14 protein-coding genes are annotated in these 23,782 nt (G+C 72.9%); 7 read left to right on the plus strand and 7 right to left on the minus strand.

From position 1 onward, the window contains the following. Positions 1–204 precede the first annotated feature (204 nt). The 4 genes from KOV94_RS00960 to KOV94_RS00975 all read right to left on the minus strand — a co-directional run bounded on the left by KOV94_RS00960 (position 205) and on the right by KOV94_RS00975 (position 5,014). Positions 205–1,491, minus strand: a complete 1,287-nt coding sequence (locus tag KOV94_RS00960; RefSeq protein WP_218050976.1) for an MIR domain-containing protein — start codon at positions 1,489–1,491, stop codon at positions 205–207. Positions 1,492–1,743: 252 nt separating this feature from the next. Next, positions 1,744–3,072, minus strand: coding sequence for an ABC transporter substrate-binding protein (locus KOV94_RS00965; protein ID WP_218050977.1), 1,329 nt, complete (start codon positions 3,070–3,072; stop codon positions 1,744–1,746). A gap of 63 nt (positions 3,073–3,135) precedes the next feature. Then, positions 3,136–4,074: a carbohydrate ABC transporter permease gene (locus KOV94_RS00970; RefSeq protein ID WP_124343550.1), complete on the minus strand. Its 939-nt coding sequence runs from the start codon at positions 4,072–4,074 to the stop codon at positions 3,136–3,138. Beyond that, positions 4,067–5,014 (minus strand): carbohydrate ABC transporter permease, encoded by a 948-nt coding sequence (locus KOV94_RS00975; RefSeq protein WP_124343551.1) that lies wholly within the window; start codon positions 5,012–5,014, stop codon positions 4,067–4,069. Before KOV94_RS00975 ends, KOV94_RS00970 begins: the two co-directional genes overlap by 8 nt. A 187-nt stretch (positions 5,015–5,201) precedes the next feature. Between KOV94_RS00975 and KOV94_RS00980 the strand changes: the two genes are divergently transcribed. The 6 genes from KOV94_RS00980 to KOV94_RS01005 all read left to right on the plus strand — a co-directional run bounded on the left by KOV94_RS00980 (position 5,202) and on the right by KOV94_RS01005 (position 18,115). After that, positions 5,202–7,169: a DUF6807 family protein gene (locus KOV94_RS00980; RefSeq protein ID WP_124343552.1), complete on the plus strand. Its 1,968-nt coding sequence runs from the start codon at positions 5,202–5,204 to the stop codon at positions 7,167–7,169. Further along, on the plus strand, positions 7,166–8,317 hold the full coding sequence (locus KOV94_RS00985) for a Gfo/Idh/MocA family protein (RefSeq protein WP_218050978.1): 1,152 nt from the start codon (positions 7,166–7,168) through the stop codon (positions 8,315–8,317). The genes KOV94_RS00980 and KOV94_RS00985 overlap by 4 nt, the downstream gene beginning before the upstream one ends. A gap of 229 nt (positions 8,318–8,546) precedes the next feature. Further along, positions 8,547–9,497: a hypothetical protein gene (locus KOV94_RS00990; protein ID WP_124343554.1), complete on the plus strand. Its 951-nt coding sequence runs from the start codon at positions 8,547–8,549 to the stop codon at positions 9,495–9,497. 470 nt (positions 9,498–9,967) lie between these two features. Then, a complete protein-coding gene (locus KOV94_RS00995; RefSeq protein ID WP_124343555.1) occupies positions 9,968–11,587 on the plus strand; it encodes a beta-1,3-glucanase family protein in 1,620 nt (539 codons plus the stop codon). A 300-nt stretch (positions 11,588–11,887) separates the two neighbouring features. Beyond that, positions 11,888–17,716 carry a rhamnogalacturonan lyase family protein gene (locus tag KOV94_RS01000; protein WP_218050979.1) on the plus strand — a complete coding sequence of 1,943 codons (5,829 nt, stop codon included), beginning with the start codon at positions 11,888–11,890 and terminating at the stop codon, positions 17,714–17,716. Positions 17,717–17,839: 123 nt separating this feature from the next. Further along, positions 17,840–18,115: a DUF1905 domain-containing protein gene (locus KOV94_RS01005; protein ID WP_218050980.1), complete on the plus strand. Its 276-nt coding sequence runs from the start codon at positions 17,840–17,842 to the stop codon at positions 18,113–18,115. A gap of 190 nt (positions 18,116–18,305) precedes the next feature. Here the strand turns inward: KOV94_RS01005 and KOV94_RS01010 are convergent, their stop codons facing one another. The 3 genes from KOV94_RS01010 to KOV94_RS01020 all read right to left on the minus strand — a co-directional run bounded on the left by KOV94_RS01010 (position 18,306) and on the right by KOV94_RS01020 (position 22,024). Beyond that, positions 18,306–19,229 (minus strand): NADP-dependent oxidoreductase, encoded by a 924-nt coding sequence (locus tag KOV94_RS01010; RefSeq protein ID WP_218050981.1) that lies wholly within the window; start codon positions 19,227–19,229, stop codon positions 18,306–18,308. A 231-nt stretch (positions 19,230–19,460) separates the two neighbouring features. Beyond that, positions 19,461–20,645 carry an MFS transporter gene (locus tag KOV94_RS01015; protein ID WP_372449422.1) on the minus strand — a complete coding sequence of 395 codons (1,185 nt, stop codon included), beginning with the start codon at positions 20,643–20,645 and terminating at the stop codon, positions 19,461–19,463. Positions 20,646–20,812: 167 nt separating this feature from the next. Next, positions 20,813–22,024, minus strand: coding sequence for an alpha-hydroxy acid oxidase (locus tag KOV94_RS01020; RefSeq protein WP_124343560.1), 1,212 nt, complete (start codon positions 22,022–22,024; stop codon positions 20,813–20,815). Positions 22,025–22,398: 374 nt separating this feature from the next. On the opposite strand from KOV94_RS01020, the gene KOV94_RS01025 reads away from it, so the two are divergent. Then, a complete protein-coding gene (locus tag KOV94_RS01025) occupies positions 22,399–23,715 on the plus strand; it encodes an ABC transporter substrate-binding protein (RefSeq protein ID WP_162353134.1) in 1,317 nt (438 codons plus the stop codon). Positions 23,716–23,782: the final 67 nt, after the last annotated feature.

Genomic DNA, 23,782 nt, shown 5'->3' on the forward strand with positions numbered 1-23,782 from the left:
TCACCGGCAGGCGGGACACGCCCGACACGAGCGGGCCACGGGCAGCACGGCTGCGGTGGCGGGTGCTCGGCGGGTCGACATGAGTAACACCGTGCCAGCACCTCCGAGGGGTGAGAAGCCCCCTCCCGAATCCTGAGATATTCGGTCGGGATTTAGCCGGGGAGCCACCGCCGCCGCGCGGTCGGGGCGCAGGTCAGGGGAGGTTCAGCGCACCTCGAGGACCGTCCACCAGTCGTTGCCGTCCCGCCCGGTGAAGCCCGTGACCTCCTGCTGGCCGGCCGTGAGCTGCGGGTCCGAGCGCCGGTGCGAGTGCAGCGCCACGCCCGTCGCGACGTGCACGAGGCGGACGCGCGACCCCGCCCGCCAGCGCCCGCCGCCGTCCACCTCGACGCGCCAGTCGTCCCCAGCGTCGCCCACGCCGTCGCGTCCGAACGCGGTGACCTCCTGCTGACCCGTCAGCGGCGACGGGAAGCCGCGGTGGCTGTGCAGGTTCCGGCCCGTCTCGACATGGCGCAGCCGCAGCACGTCGCCGTGCCGCAGCACGTGCCCGTCGCCGACCGCGGCCGCGTTGCCGTGCGGAGCCGCGAGCCGCCACAGGTCGTTGTCGTCGGACCCGTCGAACGCCGTGACCTGCTGCTGCCCCGACGTGCCCGGGTGCGTGTACGCGAGCCCGTGCGAGTGCAGCGAGCGGCCCGTCCACACGTGCGACAGCTTGACGACGTCGCCGGTGCTCATCTGCCGGTCGCGCGACGGCGCCGTGCGCGTCAGCGCGCGCGGCGGCTTGGGCGTGTAGTCCTGCACGAAGAACCCGCGCCAGCGCCGGCCGTTCGACGCCGACCAGTCCTTCTGCCCGGGCTCCGACGTGAACACGACCTCACGGCCCGGCGAGTTCGGGTCGTACACCTGGAGCGCGACGCGGCCCGTCGCGCGGTCCACGTCGTACCCGTACGCGACGACCTGGTGGTTGTCGCCGACCTTCGCGAGCGACCGCGCGACGACGAGCCCGAGGACGACCGGCCGGCCCGCGTCGACGGACGCGACGACCCGCGGGACCTCCTCCTCCTTCGTCCACCGGCTCACGCCCTTGAACACCCACGTCTCGTGGTCGGAGTGCAACGTCCACGTGACGAACTTCGTCGCCGAGCCCGTGAGGAACGACTGGAGCTGGCGGTCGTGGACGTACTTCGCGAGCCAGTTCTCGTCCGGCGGGACCCGGTCGGGTGCGTAGAGGTCGGCGGACCAGCGGGGGACCGGACGCCCCGAGAGGAAGTAGTCGAGCGCCGCGTACGCCATGCCGCCGCACCGGCCCGACGTCGTGATCGTCGTGCCGTTCGGCAGCGTGATGAGCTCGTCGACGAACGCGTTCGGGAACGCGAACCCGTGCACCGCCGGGTCGAAGTCGACCCGGCGGTGCGCGCGGGTGTCGTCGTCGGTGGGGACGGGCGGGGGCAGCGGTGACGGCGACGGGACCGGGGTGTGCGGGTCGGGCATCGTCGGGTCCTTCGTCGGCCGCTCGGGCCCTGTCGTCGCGCGGTGTGGCGGGCGGGTCCCGGCGGACCTGCCAGCACCCACCCTGGCACCGTGCAGGAGCGCGCGCCGCCGCAGCTGATACGGCGGACGGGGCAGCCCCCGCGCGCCGTCGCCGGTCACCCCCGAGGACGCCCGACGGGGCGGCCCGCTGCGTGCGGACCGCCCCGTCGGGACCGTGCGTGCCGGCGGTCGGGCCGGCGTCGAGCGTGAGGACTACTGGCCGATGGCCAGCTTCACCTCGTCGGTGAACTGCTTCGCGGCCTGCTCGGGCGTGAGGCGCCCGAAGAGGACCTCCTCGTTGATGCGCTTGGTGATGCCGGCGACCTCGCCCGCACCCACCGGCGGCACGACGGGACCGTCGACGATGTCGCCCTCGAGGCTCGCGAGGAACTCGGCGGCCTGCTTGTCGGTGTCGTTGAACTTGTCCTGCACCGCGGCGCGGACGTCGGTGTTGGCGGGCAGGCCGCGGTCGGACAGCAGGATCTCGCCGGCGGCGGGGTCGTTCAGCAGGAAGTCGACGAGGAGCTTGGCCTCCTCCGGGTGCTGCGACTTGGCGGAGACGGAGTAGAACATGGCCGGCTTGAAGTACATGCCGGTGCGCTCCTCCTCGGACTCGCCGGGGACGCGCAGCAGCTGGAGCGGGCGGCCCGACGCGGTCGTGATGGCGGTGAGCTGGTTGGTCCAGAACCACGCCATGGCGCCCTTGTTGGTGCCGACGAGGGACTGCTCGGGGCCGCCCGCGTCGGTCTCGACCGTGAGGGCCGCGTCGGGCGTGCCGCCGCCGGCCTGCAGGTCGAGCGAGTACTGCCACCAGTCGGCCAGCGTCGACTCCTTGTAGCCGACCTCGCCGTCCTCGTTGTAGAGGGACTCGCCGCGCTGCCGCGCGAAGATCGAGAACCCGGGCTCGTTGAACCCGTAGTCCTGCGCGCCGTAGATCGCCTTGCCCGTCTTGGCCGAGATCTCGTTGGCGATGTCGACGTAGTCCTCCCACGTCCACGTGGTGTCGTCGGGCATCTCGACGCCCGCCGCGGCGAACGCCTCGGGGTCCGCCACGATCGCGTACGCGTTCACACCGGTCGCGACGCCGTAGAGCGCGTCGTCGATCGTGCCGGACTGCAGCACGTTCGGGTCGATCTTCGAGGTGTCGAGCTCGAGCTCGTTGAGGTCGGCCAGCACGCCCTGCGACGCGTAGTCCGCGAGGTAGCGCTCCTCCTGCGTGATGACGTCGGGGGCGTCACCGCCGGCGACGCCGGTGCTCAGCTTGTCGAAGTACGAGTTCCAGTCCGTGTAGTCCGGCACCACCGTGATGTGCGGGTACTTCTCGGTGAACTTGTCGAGCACCTGCTGGGTGAGCTCGTGGCGGGTGTCGGAGCCCCACCACGAGAAGCGGATCTCGACGGGCTCGGGCGGCCCGGACGAGGTGGCCTCGGCGGCGGGCTCGTCGGACCCGGCGCAGGCGGTCAGGGCGAGGGCCCCGACGGCGAGCAGTGCAGCGGACCGCAGGACGGCGGTCCGGCCGCGGAGGGCGGGACGGTGGCGCATGGTTCTCCTTCGTGACGAGGACGTCGGTGTGCTGGTCACTGCGGCCGGGCGCGAGCCCGGGTGCTACTTGATGCCTGTCGTCGCGATGCCCTTGACCAGGTACTTCTGGCCGAAGAGGAACGCGAGGAAGACGGGCAGGAGGGAGACGATCGACATCGCGAACATCGGCCCCCACGAGCTCTGGCCCGTGGCGTCGATGAACGTGCGCAGGGCGACCGGAGCCGTGTACATGTCCGGTCTCGTGAGGAAGATGAGCTGGCTGAAGAAGTCGTTCCACGTCCAGATGAACGTGAAGATCGCGGTCGTCGCGAGGGCCGGCATCGACAGCGGCAGCATGATCTGCAGGTAGATGCGGCCGTGCCCGGCGCCGTCGAGGCGCGCGGCCTCGTCCAGCTCCTTCGGGATGCCGCGGAAGAACTGGACCATGAGGAAGATGAAGAACGCGTCCGTGGCCAGCAGCTTCGGCACGATCAGCGGCAGGAACGTGTTGATCCACTCGAGCCGGGAGAACAGCACGTACTGCGGGACGATGATCACGTGGATCGGCAGCATGATCGACATGAGCATGATCGCGAACCACAGCTGGCGGCCCTTGAACTGCAGCCGTGCGAACGCGTAGGCCGCCATCGAGCAGCTCACGAGGTTCCCGAGGAGCGAGCCGAGGACGATGAGCGCCGAGTTCAGCAGGTAGCGGCTGAACGGGTACTGCAGCGCGTTCCACCCCGCCGTGTAGTTGGTGGTGTCGATCTCCGACGGGATGAGCGACACGTCCCGGAAGATCAGCTCGCTCGGCTTGAACGAGCTCACCAGCAGCCAGATCAGCGGGTACAGCATGATCAGCGCGAGCGCGATCAGGCCCACGTGCTTGAGGAACGCGCGCCAACGGGACGGCCAGGGGGAGCGGGTGCGCAGGACAGGCGTCTTGCCGCCGTCGTGGCGGGCGTCGGCGCGCGAGGCGTGGACGCCGGCAGCGGGGTCGGGGCGCATCTGGAGGTCAGTCATCACCGTAGAAGACCCAATACTTGGAGGCGAGGAAGTTGAGTGCCGTCATGGCGGCGACGATGAGCACCAGCAGCCACGCCATCGCGGAGGCGTAGCCCATCTGCAGGGCCGTGAAGCCCTTCTGGTAGAGGTAGAGCGTGTAGAACATCGTCGAGTCGGCCGGTCCGCCGGTGCCGCCGGAGACGACGAACGCCTGCGTGAAGCTCTGGAACGCGCCGATGACCTGGAGCACGAGGTTGAAGAAGATGATCGGCGTGAGCAGCGGGATGGTGATGCTGCGGAACTGCCGCACCTTGCCGGCGCCGTCGATCGACGCGGCCTCGTAGTACATCTCCGGGATCTGCCGCAGGCCCGCGAGGAAGATGATCATCGGGGCGCCGAACGTCCAGACGTGCAGGGCGACGAGCGTCCACAGCGCGGTGTCGGGGTCGGAGACCCACCCCTTGCCCTGGACGCCGAACAGCGCGAGGAACGCGTTGACGAGGCCCTCCGCGCCGAACACCTGCCGCCAGAGGATCGCGACGGCGACCGAGCCGCCGAGCAGCGACGGCAGGTAGAACACGGAGCGGTAGAACGACAGGCCGCGCAGCCCGCGGTCGAGCAGCATCGCGAGCCCGAGGGCGACGATCAGCTGCAGCGGGACCGCCGTCAGCACGTACGTGAACGTGACCTTGAGGGAGTTGAGGAGCCGGGGGTCCTCGAACATCCGCGTGTAGTTCTCCAGCCCGATCCACGTCGGCGGCTTGAGCAGCCGGTACTCCGTGAAGGACAGGTAGAGCGACATCACCATCGGCCCGATGGTGATGAGGAACAACCCGAGGAACCACGGCGCCAGGAAGATCGCGGCGACCTTGCCGTCGCCCCGTCCCGTGACGCCACGGGCGGCGCCCGCGGCTCCTCGCTTCCCGGTCGTTCGCCGGAACTCACTTACTACCGACATGCGTCGACCACCTCGTTGTGCATCGGCGTTGCAGCGGGAAACCGGTTCCCGATTGGGTACCGTAGCACCGGACGAACGCCTTGGGAACCGGTTTCCTGTGGTGTATGTTCGGCCACGAACCGTACCCGGGGGGTCGAGCAACGCGTGCCCCGCGGGTCGGACGGGAACGACCCGGTGGAGGACTGCAGTGACGCAGAACGGGTGGGCGCGATCCGCGCCGACCATCGCGGAGGTCGCGCGCATCGCGGGGGTCTCGCGCGCCACGGTCTCGCGCGTGATGAACGGCCGGACGACCGTCGACGCCGAGCTGGCGTCCCGTGTGCGCGAGGTCGCTGACCAGCTCCACTACCGGCCGAGCAACGTCGCGCGCAGCCTGTCGCTGGGCCGTACCGAGACCGTCGCCGTCGTCGTGCCCGACCTCGCCAACCCGATGTTCCAGCAGGTGCTCCGCGGGGTCGCCTCCGCGGCGTCCGAGAGCGGCTACCGCGTGCTGGTGGCCGACACCGCCGAGGACAGCGTCGACGAGGAGAAGGTCGCGCTCGACGCACGGCTGCGCTGCGACGCCGTCGTCCTCGTCTCCCCGCGCATGCCCGAGCCGACGCTGCGCGCGCTGCTCCCGGAGATCGCGCCCGTCGTCGTCGTCAACCGCGCGCCCGACGGCACCACCCCGACGCTCGGCATCGACTACGCCGACGGCATCGAGCAGATCGTCGACCACCTCGCACGGCTCGGGCACCGGCACCTGCTCTACCTGGCCGGCCCGACCAGCAGCGCGTCGCACTCCGCCCGGCTCGAGGCGCTGCGCGTCGCCGCCGCCCGCCGCGAGGACCTGCGCCTGTCCGAGATGCCCGCCGGCTCGTCCGTCGACTCCGGGTACGCCGCCGCGCAGGACGTGCTCGCGTCGCGCGCCACCGCCGTCGTCGCCTACAACGACCTCGTCGCGTTCGGCCTGCTCGCGCGGCTCAACGAGCTCGGCGTCGCCGTCCCCGGAGACATCTCGATCACGGGCTTCGACGACATCGAGCTCGCGCGGTACGCGACCCCGTCGCTCACGACCGCGACCGTCCCCCAGGTCGAGCTCGGCCGCCTCGCGTGGGAGCACCTGCGCCGGTCCGCCGCGGGCGACGACGTCGACCCCACCCCGCCGCTGATCCGCCCGCTGCTCGCCGTGCGCGCCAGCACCGGCCCCGTGCCGCCCGCGGTCCGGCTGCGCCGCCGCACCCAGCCCGTCACCGACCGTCCGGGAGAGCCGCACGTGCAGTCCGCCCCGCGCTGGAGCACCGACGGACGTGCGCACGTCCTGTCCGCCACCGTCCGCACCGGCGCCCGCCCCGGCGCCGCGACGCCGCTCGCGCGCTACGAGCCCGGTGACACGATCCCGCCCGTGCACTCGCCCCGGCCGTTCCTGCACCCCGTGCACACCGCCGCCGGGACCGCCCTCACGCAGACCAGCCCCGTCGACCACCGGCACCACTACGGCGTCTCCGTCGCGGTGCCCGTCGTCAACGGCACGTCCTACTGGGGCGGCCGCACCTTCCTGCGCGACGAGGGCCCGACCCTCCTGCCGAACCACGGCCGCCAGGTGTCGACCGGCGTCCGGCTCGACGACGACGGCTCCACGCTGGTCGACGACGTGCTGTGGCGCGACGAGCGCGACCGCCCGCTGCTGCGCGAGGACCGCCGGCTCAGCGCCCGCGCTCTGCCCGACGAGCGCGGCTGGGCGCTGCGCTGGACCACCGAGCTGCGCGCCGAGCACGGCGACCTGCGGATCGAGAGCCCCGCGACCAACGGCCGCCCCGGCGCCGGGTACGGCGGGCTGTTCTGGCGGCTGCCGTCCGCCGACCTCACGACCGTCCTCGGGGAAGGGCTCGTCGGTGAGGAGGCCGTGCACGGCAGCCGGTCGCCGTGGCTCGCGTTCGTCCAGCGGCGCGAGGCGCGCACCACCACGCTGCTGCTGGTCCAGGGCGCCGACGAGGCGCGACCGTGGTTCGTGCGCGTCGCCGAGTACGTCGGCGCCGGGCCTGCGCTCGCGTGGGACGCACCCGTCGCGGTGCCCGCGGGCGACGTGCTGCGCGCCGGGCTCGCCGCCGTCGTCGTCGACCGCGCCCTCACCCAGGACGAGGCCGCCGCGCTCGCCGCCGAGGTGTGGGCGTGAGCGCGCCCGCCGCGCTCGACCTCGCGCGCGTGGCCGTCGTCGGGGTGCACGGGCACGGCGCGTCGCACGTCCGGCGCGTCGCCGCGCTCGCCACCGACCGGCGGGCCGTGCTGTCCGGAGTCGTCGACCCGCGACCCGTCGACGGCGTCGCCGACGTGCCGCCCGGCACCCCGTGGTTCCCGTCGCTCGACGCGCTGCTCGAGGTCCAGCGGCCCGACGTCGTCGTGCTGTCCACGCCCATCCCCACGCACCTGCCGCTCGCGTCCGCCGCGCTGCGCGCCGGGTGCGACGTGCTGCTCGAGAAGCCGACGACCGCGTCGCTCGCCGAGCACGCGGCCCTGCTGGACGTCGTCGCCGAGACCGGCCGCCGCTGCCAGGTCGGGTTCCAGACGTTCGGGTCGGGCGCCGTCGACGAGGTCGTGCGGATCGTCGCGTCCGGCGAGCTCGGCGACGTCGTGTCCGTCGGGGCCGTCGGCACCTGGGTCCGCACCGTCGCCTACTACCAGCGCGCCGCGTGGGCCGGACGACGCACGCTCGACGGCGTCGAGGTCGTCGACGGGGTCGTCACCAACCCGCTCGCGCACGCGGTCGCGACCGCACTGCTCGTCGCCGGGGCGCGGACCGTCGAGGACGTCGCCGACGTCGAGGTCGACCTGTTCCACGCGCACGACATCGAGGCCGACGACACGTCCGCGGTCGTCGTCACGACCCGGTCGGGCCTGCGCGTGGCCGCCGGGCTCTCGCTCTGCGCGGCCGAGCGCACCCCCTCCCGCGTCGTCGTCACGGGGTCGCAGGGGTCGCTGACCCTCTACTACGAGCAGGACGCGATCGAGGTCCGCTCGCCGCGTGGCACGCGCCGCATCACCACCGGGCGCGTCGACCTCCTCACGCAGCTGCTCGACGCCCGCCGGTCCGACGACGTGCCGCTCCGCTGCTCCGTCGCCGACACCGGCGCGTTCATGCGCGTCCTCGAGGCCGTGCGGAGCGCGCCCGACCCGACGGCGATCGCCGCCGACCACGTCACGTGGCGGGGCAGCGGGCTCGACGCCTGGCCGGTCGTCACCGACGTCGCCGACTGGTGCGAGCGCGTCGCCGCCGAGGGCCGGACGTTCACCGCCCTCGGCGCCCCCTGGACCCGGGACGCCTGACCACCCGGACCTTCGTGGCGAGCTCGTGGGTCCACCTCACGATCTCGGACGAGAGCGCACGACCCCGGCGGGGAGGGTGGCGGCTGGGCGCGGAGGGTGCGGACTGCCGCGATGAGCGGCGGCTCGGCGCGGAGGGTGCGGCGTGGCGCGGTGAGCGGCGGCTCGGCACGGCGGGTGAGTGCTCGGCTCGGCAGGTGACGGGGTGGGCGCGGTGCGCGAGGATCGCCGCGTGAGGCGGTGGGCCGATGGTGCGGCCGTCGCGGTGCTCGTCGTCGCGGCGGTGGTCGCGGGCTGCACGGGCGACGGCGGACGCGACCGGTCCGGCGGCGACGGGACGCCCGGGGTGTCCGGCTCGACCGGCGCCGCCGCGCGGGGGACGGCCGCGGCGCTGCCCGACGACGTGGCCGCGGCGCTCGCGGTCGAGATCCGGCAGTCGCGCGCCGACTGGGGCCGGCGGGTGGTGCAGGTCCGCGTCGCGAACACCGGCACCGTCGACCTGACCGTCGAGCGGGCGACGCTGCGCTCGCCGACCGTCGAGGGGGACGCGTCGAGCGCCAAGGGACGCGAGGTCCGGGCAGGCGTCGACCGCGATCTGTCGGTCCAGCTCGGCGACCCGGTCTGCCCGGACACGGCCGACGGCACCGGCCCGGCCGAGGTCGCGCTCGAGGTGGTGGACGCGGAGGGTCGCGCGGGGACGGTCGTCGTGACGCCGGAGGACCCGCAGGGGCACCTCGCGCGGATCCGCGGGGAGGACTGCGCGACGCTCGCCGTGGCGGCAGGGGCACGGTTGTGGCTCGACGACGACCTGCCCCGGCACCCGGTCGACGGGCGCGTGGTCGGGAGCCTGACGCTGCACGTCGAGCCGGTCGCGGGCGGCCCGCGCGTCGAGGTGTGGCAGGTGGACCGGACGAACCTGGTGATCCCGGCGGACCTGACGAACGACTGGCGGGTCGCGGTGGACACCGCGGCGCTCGACGGCGGGACGGCGGTCGTGCTGCCGGTCGTGCCGAGCCGGTGCGACCCGCACGCGGTCGCCGAGGACAAGCGCGGCACGTTCTTCGGTGTGCACGCGCGGGTCGACGGGGTCGAGCAGCCGGTGTTCTACGTGCCGTCGTCGGACGCGTTGCGCGGGTCGGTGTACGACCTCGTGGGTGCGTCGTGCGGGTGGTCGACGGGCTGACGCCGGGGGTCACGCTCCCGGGTGACCGGCCGTGCGGGCGGGCATCGTCGCCTTGACGGCCATTCGGGTGAACGACAGGATGACTCGGGTCATCGCGCTTACCTGCTTGTCAGTAACCAACGATGGTGCTGATCAGGCTCGTCGGCAGGTGACGTGGCAGCACCGCGGCCGACCGTCGCCGGGCACCGACGCCCGGCCGACGAGCGGCGCGCACCCGCGGCGACCCGATGTCGGCGCGGGGAACGACGCCCGCCCGGTGACCGTCGCCGGAGCGGGGTGCAGGACCCGCACGCCCTCCCCCTGCGGAGCGCCTCACGAGTGGGACGACCGTCCCTCTCGACGCGCCCGGCCACGCCACGACGCTCGAGCGGCATCGCGACGACGGTCGGGTGACACGTGTCATCGTTCCCGCGCCGCACCTCCGGGCGCGGGCGGACACCTCCCGACCACCTCCCCCGGAAGGTCATCAGATGCAGATCGGCAGACTGAGAGCGCTCGTCGGCGTCCTCGCCGCGGCGACCCTCGCGGTCCCCCTCACGCTCACCGGCACCACGGCCGCCCAGGCCGTCGGCCCGTCGGTGCTGCCCGTCACCGTCACCAACAGCACGGGACGCGGCGACGCGGTCCACCTGTACGTGCTCGGCACCAACCTCGCGACGGGCCGGCTCGGGTACGTCAACGCGAGCGGCGCCTTCACGCCGTGGCCCGCCGGGTCCAACCCGCCGTCGCCGGCCCCCGACGTCTCCATCGCGGGTCCCGCCAACGGGAGCACGCGGACCATCAACGTGCCCCGCGGGTTCTCCGGTCGCATCTACTTCTCGATGGGCGCCAAGCTGCCGTTCTTCCTCACGCCCGACGGGCTCGTCCAGCCCGCGCCGTGGGCGGGCGGCGACGCGAGCCGCGACGTGCTGTTCGACTGGAGCGAGCTCACCTACAACGACGCCGGCCTGTGGCTGAACAGCTCGCAGGTCGACATGTTCGCGATCCCGCACGCCGTGACGGTCACGGGCGCGAGCGGCGCGACGAAGCGGACGGGCGACGTCGTCGCGAACGGCCGCGACCAGGTCATCAACGCGCTCAAGGCGCAGCCGGGCTGGTCGGGTTCGGTCGTGACGAGGTCCGACGGCACGGTGCTGCGTGTCCTCGCGCCGGGCAAGGCGGCCGGGACCGGCCTGCTGAGCGCCACGTACCTCGACCCGTACATCACGTCCGCGTGGAACGCGTACACGTCGAAGACGCTGACCGTCGTCCCGTTCGGCGACCAGCCGAACCTCAAGTACTTCGGGCGGACCAGCGGGAACGTCATGCGGTTCACGAACGCCTCGGGCGCACAGGTCGCGTCGTTCACCAAGCCCAGCAGCGCCGACGTCTGGGGCTGCGACGGCAACCTGCACGCGCCGAACGACCAGGTCGTCGGGCCGATCGCCCGCACGCTGTGTGCGGCGCTCAACCGCGGGACGCTCGGCACGATCGACACGCAGCCGAGCACCAACGCGGCCGACTTCTACAAGAGCAACCCCACCAACCAGTACGCCAAGGCGATCCACGCCGCGATGGCCGACGGCAAGGCGTACGCGTTCGCGTTCGACGACGTCGGCGCATTCGAGTCGCTCGTGCACGACGGCGACCCGCGCTCGGCCGGCCTGGTCCTCAGCCCGTTCACCGGAGGCGGCACGGGCGGCGGCGGTGGCGGTGGCGGCGGGACGACCGCCGGTGCGTTCGTCAACGCCAACGGCATGTGCCTGGACAACGACAACCGGAGCACGACCAACGGCAACAAGATCCAGATCTGGGGCTGCAACGGCACGGTCGCTCAGCAGTGGTCGTTCGTCGAGGCGGGCAGCACGCTGCGCGTGCAGGGCAAGTGCCTCGACATCGCGGGCGGTGCCACGGGCAACGGCACCAAGGTCCAGCTCTGGGACTGCAACAGCACGGGTGCTCAGGTGTGGATCCCGCAGTCGAACGGGTCGTACCGCAACCCGCAGTCCGGCCGGTGCCTCGACATCCCCAGCGGGTCGACGACCGCCGGCACGCAGGTGCAGATCTGGGACTGCAACGGCAGCGGCGCGCAGCGGTGGACGCTGCGCTGACGGTGCACGCGCGCGGCGACGGGGAGGGCGTCGCGCTGAGCGCACCACGTCGACGGTGACCGGTCTCGACCGGCACCCACGACACCAGGAGGCCGTCCCGCGTCGTGCGGGGCGGCCTCCTGGGCGTCCGGCGCGTGGTGGGACGTCCACAGGGTGAGCGCTTTCCCCTTCTTTCCGCGTCCCCCTTGCGGCACCCCGTGACGGCTGGGTAGGAATGACCTGGTCGCGCGATTGAACCGATTCAGACTCTCGCGCAGCCCGTCCGACCCTGCTCTCAACGACGAGACACGAAGGTGACGCATGCGCCCCACCCGTCCCCGGACACCCCTGCCCGAGCCCGCACCCGAACCCACGCCCGGCGCTGCGCCCGCCTCGTCCGCCCACGACCTGCGGCGTGCCCACGCCCGCCGTCGCGCGGCCGCCGCCGTCGGGTTCACCACCGCCCTCGCGACCGGCACGCTCGCAGCCGTCGCGCTGCCCGCGCACGCGGCCGATCCCGCCACCTGGAAGTTCGACCTCGGCACCGCGACCAGTCCGGTCGCCGACGGCTACCGCCAGGTCACGGAGGCGACCCGCTACGACGCGTCGACAGGCTTCGGCATCGTCCCCGCCGACGGCGTCACTCCCATCTCCCGTGACCGTGGCACGACCGACGCCGCCGACCGCGACTTCGTCCTCGCGACGGCCTGGTCGTTCGTCGTCGACGTGCCGAACGGCACCTACGACGTGACGGTCCGCTCGGGCGACCTGCTCGCCACGTCGAGCACGACCACGACCAACCTGACGCTCGAGGGCGCGACGGCCGGGACGCTCAAGACCAAGCAGGTCGCGGCCGAGGGCACGTGGCGCACGACGGTCGCCGACGGCCAGCTCACGCTCGGCGTCACCGGCGCGGGTGCGGGCGGCTACGTCAACGCGGTCGTCGTCACGGCCGTCCCCGGCGAGCCCGGGACCGACCCCGATCCCGAGCCGACGCCGGACCCTGCGATCGCCGCGCCGACGGCCCTGCGGCTCGCGCACGTCTCCCCGGGTGCCGTGACGCTGCGCTGGAACGAGGTCGCGGGTGCGACGGGCTACGTGCTGACGCGCGCCGACGCGCTCGCCGGCCCGTACACCGAGGTCGCCCGGACGACCCGCGACGTGTTCGCGACGGACGCGGCCGTCGACACGACCACGACGCACTGGTACCGGGTGCAGACGCTGACCGCGACGGGCGCGTCGGTCCCGTCCGCGGCCGCCGTGAGCAGCCTCGCGGGCGACGGCGTCCCCGACCCGACGCTCCCCGCCGACGGGGTGCTCGCGTTCGACCTCGGCAGCGGTGCGCTCGTCCCGGGCAGCACGCGCCTCGACGCCACGAGCGCGTACGGCCCGACGGCCCGCGCCGGGTTCGTCGACCCGTCGCAGGTCACCGCGACCGACCGCGGCACGGCCGACGCGCTGCGCTCCGACTTCGTCACGGTCGGCGACACCGAGCTCGTCGTGGACCTGCCGGCCGGCGACTACACGGTCGACCTGGTCGCGGGCGACACCGCGGAGGCGTCGGAGATCGCGATCACCGCCGAGCAGATGGCGAAGGTCGCGACGACCGCGAAGCCCGCCGGGCAGTTCCTCGAGATGTCGTTCGACATCGCGGTCGTCGACGGGCAGCTCAACCTCGACTTCGCGGGGACCGCCCCGAAGCTCAACGCGCTCACCATCCGGCAGCAGTCGCCGCGCACCGCGGGTCCGAAGCCGACGGTGTGGGTGACGGGCGACTCGACGGTGCAGTCGTACACGGCGGACTACGCGCCGCAGGCCGGCTGGGGCCAGATGATCGACCGCTACCTGTCGGACGACGTGGTCGTCGACAACCGCGCGATCGGCGGCCGCTCGTCGAAGAACTTCATCAGCCAGGGCCGGCTCGACGAGGTGCTGCGGCTGATCAAGCCGGGCGACTACCTGTTCGTGCAGTTCGGCCACAACGACAACTCGTACGGCGTCGACGACCGGTACGCGGCTCCCGCCGACTACCGCGAGTACCTGCGCACCTACGTCGACGGTGCGCGGCAGCGCGGCGCGACGCCCGTGCTCGTGACGCCGGTGTCGCGGCGCTCGTTCGACGCGACGACGGGCCGGTTCAACGTCTCGTTCCCCGAGTACGTCGCTGCCGCCACGGCGCTGGCCGCCGAGACGGGCACGCCGCTCGTCGACCTGTCCGCGTCCAGCCGCGCCTACCTCGACGAGATCGGGCCGGAGGCCGCCAAGGCGGTGTTCCTGCACGTCCCCGCGGGCGTGTACCCGGGGCGGCCCGCGGGCACGGTCGACGACACGCACTTCCAGGAGTACGGCGCGATCCAGATGGCGCGGCTCGTCGCGACGGACGTCGCCGCGCTCGACGTGCCGCTGGCCGGTGAGGTCGAGGGCTTCGAGCCGCCGGCCGCCGTGCCGGACGCGCCCGCGGGCGTCGTCGCGGGCAACGTCTCCAACGCGGGCGTGCAGCTCACGTGGACGCCCGTCGAGGGTGCGGACGTCTACCGCGTCTACCGCAAGGACGCGGCGGCCGGTGACGACGCGTACGCGCTGGTCGCGACGTCGACGCTCGCGCAGGCGGCCGTCGGCGGGCTCGTCGAGGGTGCGTCGTACGACCTGCGCGTCACGGCGGTGAACGGTCGCGGCGAGTCCGCGCCGAGCGCCACGGTCCGCGTCACGACGAAGGCCGCGCTGTACAAGTTCGACGTGCAGCTCGCCGGCTCGCCCGTCATGCCGGGCTACGTCGAGGTCAACCAGAACAGCCGCTACACGCCCGAGACCGGGTGGGGCTGGCTCGACCCGACGGGCATGGGTGGTCGCGACCGCGGCACGAACTTCCCGACGCCGCCGAACGACCTGCAGCGGGACTTCCTGCTGCCCGGGCCGCAGCACGTGCTCGCGGTCGACGTCCCCGACGGCTCGTACGCGGTCAAGACCTACAACGGCGACTGGATCGGCACGTCGCGCTCGAACGTGCAGATCGAGGGCAAGGACTGGGGTGCGTCGAACGCGGGCGCCGGCGCGGTCTCCGAGAAGGTCAGCCAGCCCGTGCTCGTCACCGACGGTCAGCTCTCGATCGTCATGACCGGCTCGTCGTCGCGGCTCAACGGCGTCGAGATCACGCCGCTGCTGCTCGCACCGCAGGACCTCGTGCTCGACGGGGTGTCGATCGACGGCGCGGCCGTCTCCGTCGCGCTGTCGTGGACCGGCACCGACGACTCCGCCGGCTACCGGGTGTACCGGCAGGCGTCCGGGGCCGCGGCTCCGGTCGCGATCGGCGAGACGACCGACCCCGCGTTCGTCGACACGGCCGCCGACGTCGGCCTCGCGTACCGGTACCACGTGGTCGCGCTCGACCCGTCGGGGGCCGAGTCCGTGCCGACCGACGTGCTCGACGTGACGACCGTCGACCCGTCCGTGCCGGTCGCGGGCGTGCCGTTCCCCGTCACGCTCGGCGCGGTGAACAAGAACGACGTGACCGTGCGCTGGTCGCCCGTCGACGGCGCGCTGTTCTACCAGGTGTACCGGTCGGAGTCGGTGAGCGGGCCGTACGAGCTCGTCGGGCGGGCGTCGACCGCGTCCTGGACCGACACGACGGTCCTGACGACGATCGCGTACTCCTACCGCGTCGCCTCGGTGAACGCCGGTGGGGTGTCCGCGCAGTCGCTGCCCGTCACGTCGCCCGCCGTCACCACCCTGTCGCGGCAGGCGGAGCGGCTCGACCGGTCGCCCGTCGCGGTGGCCGTCGACGGCGGCGTCTACGTCGGGTGGCGCATGCTCGGCACCGACCCCGAGTCGATCGGGTTCCACGTGTACCGGGACGGCCGCCGGATCACCGGGGCGCCGATCGGCGGCTCGACCAACACGCTCGACGGGGGCGGGTCCGCCGCGTCGGCCTACCGCGTGAGCAGCGTCGTCGACGGCATCGAGCGCTGGGCCACGCCAGAGTTCCGGCCGTGGGACCAGCAGCACCTCGACGTGCCGCTCGACAAGCCCGCCGACGCGTACGCGAAGGACGGCCAGCCGTACACGTACAACGCCAACGACGCGTCGGTCGGCGACCTCGACGGCGACGGGCAGGACGAGATCGTCGTGAAGTGGGACCCGTCCAACTCGAAGGACAACTCGCAGGCCGGCTACACGGGGAACGTCTACCTCGACGCGTACGAGCTCGACGGCACGCGGCTGTGGCGGGTCGACCTCGGCCGCAACATCCGGGCCGGTGCGCACTACACGCAGTTCCAGGTCTTCGACCTGGACGGCGACGGGCGCGCCGAGGTCACGGCCAAGACCGCCGACGGGACCGTCGACGGGGTGGGCGGCGTCATCGGCGACGCCCGCGCGGACTACCGCAACTCGAGCGGCTACGTCCTCACCGGACCGGAGTTCCTCACGGTCTTCGACGGGCGCTCGGGTGCCGCGGTCGACACCGTCGACTACACGCCGCCGCGCGGCGACGTCTCCGCGTGGGGCGACGCCTACGGCAACCGCGTCGACCGGTTCCTCGCCGGCGTCGCGTACCTCGACGGCGAGCACCCGTCGCTCGTCGTCAGCCGCGGCTACTACACGCGCACCGTCATCGCGACGTACGACTTCGACGGCGCGCAGCTGGTGCAGCGGTGGGTGTTCGACTCCGACGTCGAGGGCGACCGGTACAAGGGCCAGGGCAACCACAACCTGTCCGTGGCCGACGTCGACGGCGACCAGAAGGACGAGATCGTCTTCGGCTCGATGACGATCGACGACGACGGCGACCCGCTGTACGTCACCGGGCTCGGCCACGGCGACGCGCTGCACGTGTCCGACCTCGACCCGTCCCGGCCCGGCCTGGAGGTGTTCGCCGCCCATGAGGAGGCGCCGTCGTCGAAGGGCATCGGCGCGACGTTCCGCGATGCCCGCACCGGCGAGGTGCTGTGGTCGATGCCCGCGACGCGCGACACCGGGCGTGCCGCGTCCGGTGACGTCGACCCGGACCAGCCGGGCGCGGAGTCGTGGGCGGTCGTCAGCACGGGCGAGTGGAACTCCCGCTCCGGCGAGCTCCGGGCGGCCGACGGCACGCTGCTCGGTACGTCGATCCCCGCGGCGAACTTCCTCACGTGGTGGGACGGCGACCTCCTGCGGGAGATCACCGACCACGACTGGGACACCGCGACCACGACGGGTGTGCCCACGATCGCGAAGTGGTCGCCGTCCGCCGGTGCCGCCACGGAGGTCTACCGCGCGACCGGGACGCTGTCGAACAACGGCACCAAGGGCACGCCCGCCCTCCAGGCCGACCTGTTCGGCGACTGGCGCGAGGAGCTCGTCACCCGCCTCGCGGACTCGTCCGCGCTGCGCATCGCGACGACCGTCGACGTCACCCAGCACCGGCTGCGCACCCTGCAGTCCGACCCGGTGTACCGGCTCGGCGTCGCATGGCAGAACACCGCGTACAACCAGCCGCCGCACACGTCGTACTTCCTCGGCGCGGGGATGACGACGCCGCCGGCGCCGCGGCTCGCGCTCACGGGCGCGGACCCGGGTCCCGGGGAGCGCGTGCCCGGACCGGCGACCGGCGCACCCGCCCGCGGGGCGCTGTCGTCCGACAACTGGGACGACGACGGGACCTACACCGTCGCGCTCAACGTCTGGTGGGGGCAGAACGCCCACACCGTGACGCTGCTCGAGAACGGGGTCGAGATCGCGCGACGCGACCTCGTCGACGCCACGCCGACCGCGCAGTCCGCCGCGTTCCAGGTGGCCGGTCGGGGAAACGGCACGTACGTCTACACCGCGGTGCTGACCAACCAGCACGGGTCGACGACGACCGCGCCGCTGACCGTCGTCGTGAGCAAGGCCAACCCGGCGACCCCGGTGCTGAGCCACGACAACCGGGACGGCGACGGTGCGTACACCGTCACGACCAACCTGTGGTGGGGGACCAACGCCACCGAGTACCGGCTCTACGAGGACGGCGTGCTCGTCGACACGCAGACCCTCGTCGCGAACGGCGTCCATGCCCAGAAGGCGACGACGACCGTGACCGGCCGGGCCGTCGGGACGCACGTCTACCGCGCGGAGCTGTCCAACGCCGCCGGCACGACCAGCAGCACGGACCTGAAGGTGGTGGTCCGCCGATGACCTGGTGCGCGGGCGGGGCGGCCCGCTGACACCGGCCCGTCCGCGCTCGCACGGACCGCGCCCCGCCCGGATCCGTCCGGGCGGGGCGTCGGTGCGTCCGAGGCGGCCCGTACGGTGTCCGACATGACGACGACTGAGCAGCTGCAGTTCGACACGACGATCGGCGTGGAGGTCAAGGGCGAGACCTGGAGCTGCGTCGAGATCCCCGGCTCGGCGGAGTTCTTCGGCACGGGGAAGACGGTCCGCGTCGACGCGACCGTCGACGACGTGGCCCTCGAGAACGTCGGCGCGATGGTCACCGGGACGGGTGGCCACATGGTGTCGCTCAGCGCGAAGATCCGGAAGCGTCTCGGCAAGGACGTCGGCGACCCCGTCCGCGTCACGATCACGAAGCGCTGACGCGCACGGACGCCGACGACGGCGCCCGCGTCCACCGCGCCCCGCCCGGCTCCTTGCCGGCCTGACGACGCGACAACGGCTCGAGAGCGCGACACGGATGTCGCAGTCTCGAGCCGTTGTCTCCGCTCAGAGCGGGCGATGTGGCCGGGGCGCCGACGTCGCCGATCGCGACGGCCGGTCGACCGGCGGGTCAGACGCGGACGACGACCTTGCCGCGGACGTGACCCGACGCGCTCGCCTCGTGCGCCGCGGCCGCGTCGGCCAGGTCGAACACCTGCGCGACCTCGACCCGCACCTTGCCCTCGTCGATCAGCGCGCCGAGCGCCGCGAGGTCCCCGGATTCCGGGCGGACCCAGACGTAGTGGCCGCCGAGCTCGTCGCGGGCCTTCGCGTCGACGATCGACGCGATCGTGCCGCCCGCGCGCAGCAGCGCCGGGGCCGTCTCGACCGCGTCCGGGCTGCCGTAGTCGAGGACCACGTCGACGCCGTCGGGGGCGATCGCGCGGACCCGCTCGACGAGCCCGTCGCCGTACGTCACCGGCTCCGCGCCGAGACCCCGCAGGAACTCGTGGTTCGACTCCGACGCCGTCCCGACGACCGTCGCGCCGAGCGCCTTCGCGATCTGCACCGCGAACCCCCCGACACCGCCCGCCGCGGCGTGCACGAGCACCGTCTGCCCGGCCGTCACGCCGCTCCGCTTGATGGACTGGTACGCCGTGAGCCCGGCCAGCGGGACCGCGGCCGCCTCCTCGAACGACAGGCTCGACGGCTTGGGCGCGAGCGTCCGCACGGGCGCGGACACGTACTCGGCGAACGTCCCGCCGTGCACCCAGTCCTTGCGGACGTAGCCGAACACCTCGTCGCCCACCTGGTACTCCGGGGTGTCGAGGCCGACCTTCTCGACGACGCCCGCGACGTCCCAGCCCGGCACGACGGGGAAGTGCACGTCCATGATCGGGTCGAGGTACCCCTGCCGGACCTTCCAGTCGACCGGGTTGACCGACGCGGCCCGCACCCGGACCAGCACGGTGTCGGCACCGACCTTGGGGGTCGGCTGCTCGGTGAGCTCGAGGACGTCGCTGCCGCCGTAGCGGGAGTAGGTGATCGCACGCATACGAGTCCCAGCACCACCCCCGGCACCCCTATTCCACGCCACCCGCCGCCGTCGCCGACGTCACACCCCGCCCCACCGCCCGACCGGGCGGCCGAGCACGACGTCACGACCGTTCGAGGCCGTCCAGGCGCGACTGACGTCGTGCTCGACGGACCGTGGTGCTGCTCGACGGACGGGGGCGCCGCCTGGGCGGCGGGGCAGCAGCGGGCGACGGGGCGGAGGCAGGTCCGGTCAGGCGGACGGGGCGTCGCGGGGGACGATCGCGAACGGCCACGGGTGGCGGCGGAGGGCCGGGCGGAGGTGGCCGACCTGCGCGAGCGCCGTGGCGACGAAGGCGGTCGCGACGAGGGCGAGCGCGCCCGTGACGACGAGGCCCGCGCGCACGCCGAGCCACTCGGTGAGCCAGCCCTGCAGCAGCCCCCCGAGCGCGTGCCCGCCGAGCAGCAGCGGCGAGTAGAGCGCGAGGACGCGCCCGCGGACGGGCTGGTCGGCGGTGAGCTGGACGAGGGTGTTGGCCGCCATGAGGAACAGCAGCGTCGCGCCGCCGACGACGGCGAGCATCACGAGGAAGACGGCGTGCGTCGGGGACAGGGCCGCGAGCGCCTCGGTGACGGCGAACAGCCCGGACGCGACGACGACGTTGCGGATCCGCAGCCGCAGGAACCGCCCGCCGAGCACGACGCCGACGAACGCCCCCGCGGCGCTGACGGCGTTGTAGAGCCCGAACCCGGCGGCGCCGGTGTGCCACACGTCCTGCGCGAACGCGGTGAGGACGACGGGTCCGTTCATCCCGAGCGCGCCCATCAGCCCGGCGAGCGCGATGACCCAGGCCAGTCGCGGCCGGTCGAGCACGTACCGGATGCCCTCGCGCACCTGGCCGCGGGCGCGGGGGACGCGTGGCGCGGGGTGCAGCTCGCGGGTGCGCATCGACGCGACGATCACCACGACGCACAGCGCGACGACCCCGTTCACGGTGAACGCCCAGCCCTCGCCCCAGTGCGCGATGACGAACCCGGCGGCGGCCGGCCCGAGCAGCCCGCCGGCCTGCCCGATCGCGTTCATGGTGCTGACGGCCTTCTGCAGCCCCTGGTCGCCGACGATCTCGCTGACGAGCACCTGGCGCGACGGCTGGTCGACGGACGCGACGACCCCGAGCAGCACCGCGACGACGTAGAGGTGCCAGACGGCGACGACACCCGTGAGCGTGAGGACGGCGAGCACCGCGGCGAGCACGGCGTTGGCGACCTGCGCGACCTCGACGAGGCGACGCTTGTCGTACCGGTCGGCGAGCAGCCCGCCGAACGGACCGACGACGAGCATCGGCAGGAACTGGAGCGCGACGAGCACGCCGACGGCCGCGGACGACCCGGTGAGCTCGAGGACCAGCCAGTCGGTCGACATGCGGACCATCCACATGCCGGTGCCGCCCAGCAGCTGGGCGCCGAGCAGGAGGCGGAAGTTGACGAGGGACAGGACGCTGCGGCCCGACGAGCGCTCGCGGTCGTTCGTCGGCCCGCCGGGACGGTCGGCGGAACCCGTGGGGACGGTCCTTCCTCGGTCGATCGGACGTCGGTGCTCGCGTGTCAGGGCAGGCGCACGTGCTGCGGCCCGAGCTCGCCGACGGACGCGACGCCGAGCAGCGCCATGGTGCGGCGCACCTCGCGGGACAGGATCTCGGCCGCCCGGTCGACCCCGCGCTCGCCGCCGGCCATGAGGCCGTACAGGTAGGCGCGGCCGACGAGCGCGGCGCGCGCGCCGAGGGCGAGGGACGCGACGACGTCGGCGCCGGACATGACGCCGGTGTCGACCCAGACCTCGGTGCGGTCGCCGACGGCCTCGGCGACGTCGGGCAGCAGGCGCAGCGGGACGGGTGCGCGGTCGAGCTGGCGGCCGCCGTGGTTGGACAGGACGATCGCGTCGGCCCCGGCGTCGGTGACCCGGCGCGCGTCGTCGACGGTCTGGATGCCCTTGATGATGAGCGGCCCGTCCCACGAGGCGCGGAGCCACTCGAGGTCGGCGATCGTCATGGTGGGGTCGAAGAGCTTGTCGAGGAGCTCGGCGACGGTGCCGTCCCACGTGGACAGGGACGCGAACGTCAAGGGCTCCGTCGTGAGCAGGTTGACCCACCAGGCAGGGTGGGTCGCGGCGTCGAGGACCGTCTTGACGGTGAGCGCGGGCGGGATCGAGAAGCCGTTGCGGGCGTCGCGCAGGCGCGCGCCGGCGACCGGCACGTCGACGGTGAGCATGAGGGCCTCGAACCCGGCGGCCTTGGCGCGGGCCATGAGGTCCTCGCCGGCGGAGCGGTCCTTCCAGACGTAGAGCTGGAACCACTTGCGCGCGTCGGGTGCGGCGGCGGCGACGTCCTCGATCGACGTCGTGCCCATCGTGGACAGCGCGTAGGGGATGTCGCGGCGCTCGGCGACGCGGACCACGGCGCGCTCGCCCTCGTGGTGCATCATCCGCGTGAAGCCGGTGGGGGCGAACGCGAACGGCTGCGCGGAGGGCTTGCCGAGGAAGTCGGTGGTCGTGTCGACGCCCGACACGTCGTGCAGGATCGACGGCTGGAACTCGAGGTTGCGGAACAGCGACCGCGCGCGGCGCAGGCTGATCTCGGCCTCGGCGGCGCCGTCCGTGTAGTCGAACACCGACCGCGGCGTGCGCCGGCGCGCGACCGAGCGGAGGTCGGCGATGGTGAGGGCGTCGGCCAGGCGCCGGTCGGTCGCGTTGAGCGTGATCGGCTTGGGCCGCAGCAGCGGCTTGAGCTCGGACCACGACGGGATCTGGCGTTCGGTCACCGGGGGACTCCTGGGCGCGTCGTCGGGCTGCACGGAGGTGGGGCTGCACGGAGGTGGGGCTGCACGGAGGTTCGGGCTGACGGAGGTGCGGGTGCGGTGCTCCCGAGGCTACGGCGCCTCGGTCGTGCTGTCTCCGGATCGCCGGTAAGCGCTCACCGGTGACCCTTTGAAACGATACACGCCACGTCCCGCCCGGTCACCAGGCGAGTTGCGCAACTCGCCCGACGCTCCCGTAGCGTGGCGGACGGCCACCCGGTGTGGCGTGCGGCACAACGGCTTTGTAACGTTTCACGGCGAACCGTTGACACGGCTGCGAGGGCTCACCTACCGTCCGGAATGCGCTTTCACTGACCGAGCAAGGAGGCTCACCGACGATGAAGCGATCCCTCTGGAAGATCACCGCCGTCGCGGCGGTCGCCGCACTTTCCCTCACCGCCTGCGCCTCCGGCTCGGGTGACGACGACGCCGCCCCCAGCACCGACCCGACCGCCCCCGTCACGATCAACTTCACGTGGTGGGGCAACGACGACCGGGCCGCGCGCTACCAGGAGGCGCTCGACCTGTTCAAGGAGCAGTACCCGTACATCACGGTGCAGACCAGCTTCGCCGCGTTCCCCGACTACTGGACGCAGCGCTCCACCGAGGCCGCGGGCCGCAAGCTGCCCGACGTCATGCAGTTCGACCTGTCCTACCTGCGCGAGTTCAACCAGAACGGCCAGCTCCTCGACCTCGCGAAGTACGTCGACGACGGCTCGATCGACCTGTCCGGATACGACGAGACCCTCACGGAGTCCGGCGTGCTCGACGGCAAGACGATCGGCATCCCCACGTCCACGAACACGTTCGCGATGTTCCAGAACCCCGCCGTCATCAGCGCGACCGGTGCGGAGTTCCCGGACGACGCGGACTACACGTGGGAGGACTACAACGACTTCATCGCGCAGGCCTCGTCGGCCGGCGTGAAGACCGCGGACGGCTACCAGCTCTACGGCGCCGTCGACTACACGGGCACGTTCTGGTTCTTCATCCAGTGGCTGCTGCAGAAGGGCGTCACGCCGTTCGAGGACGACGGCACGTTCGGCTTCGACGAGGACGACGTCGTCGAGTTCCTCGACCTCACGGCCGACCTGCGCGCCGACAAGGCCGTCTACCCGATCGACCGCGGCACGTCGCTGCTCCCCAAGGGCGGCTTCACGGTCAACGAGTCCGCGACCGAGATGAGCTGGGACAACTTCCTCGCCGCCTACGTCGCCGACTCCGGGACGCAGGACATCGCGCTCGCGCAGATCCCGTCGGTCGAGCCCGGTGAGAAGCACCTCTTCTTCAAGCCGTCGATGCTGCTGTCAGCCGGCGCGAACACCGAGCACCCCGAGGCCGCGGCCACGCTCATCAACTTCCTCCTCACCGACCCCGAGGTCGGCCGGATCTTCGGCACCTCGAAGGGTGTCCCCGCCGACGAGGAGCAGCGCGCCGCGGTCGAGACCGAGGAAGGCAGCGTCGACGCCCGCGTCATCGCCTACGAGGAGGCCGTGACCGAGCAGGTCACCGAGTCGACCCCGATCCCGGTCAAGGGCTTCGGCACCATCGAGGCCAAGTGGAAGACCCTCGGCGAGGAGCTCGCCTACGGCACCATCACGCCGGAGGACTTCGCGTCGCAGTGGTTCAGCGAGGCGGAGATCGCGACCTCCTGAGCCGACCGGCACCCCGCCCGCACCATCCTCGCGGGCGGGGTGCCCACCGGTGGCCCGCACGAGGCCG

The sequence above is a fragment of the Cellulomonas algicola genome, assembly GCF_019024305.1.
Lineage (GTDB): Bacteria > Actinomycetota > Actinomycetes > Actinomycetales > Cellulomonadaceae > Cellulomonas > Cellulomonas algicola.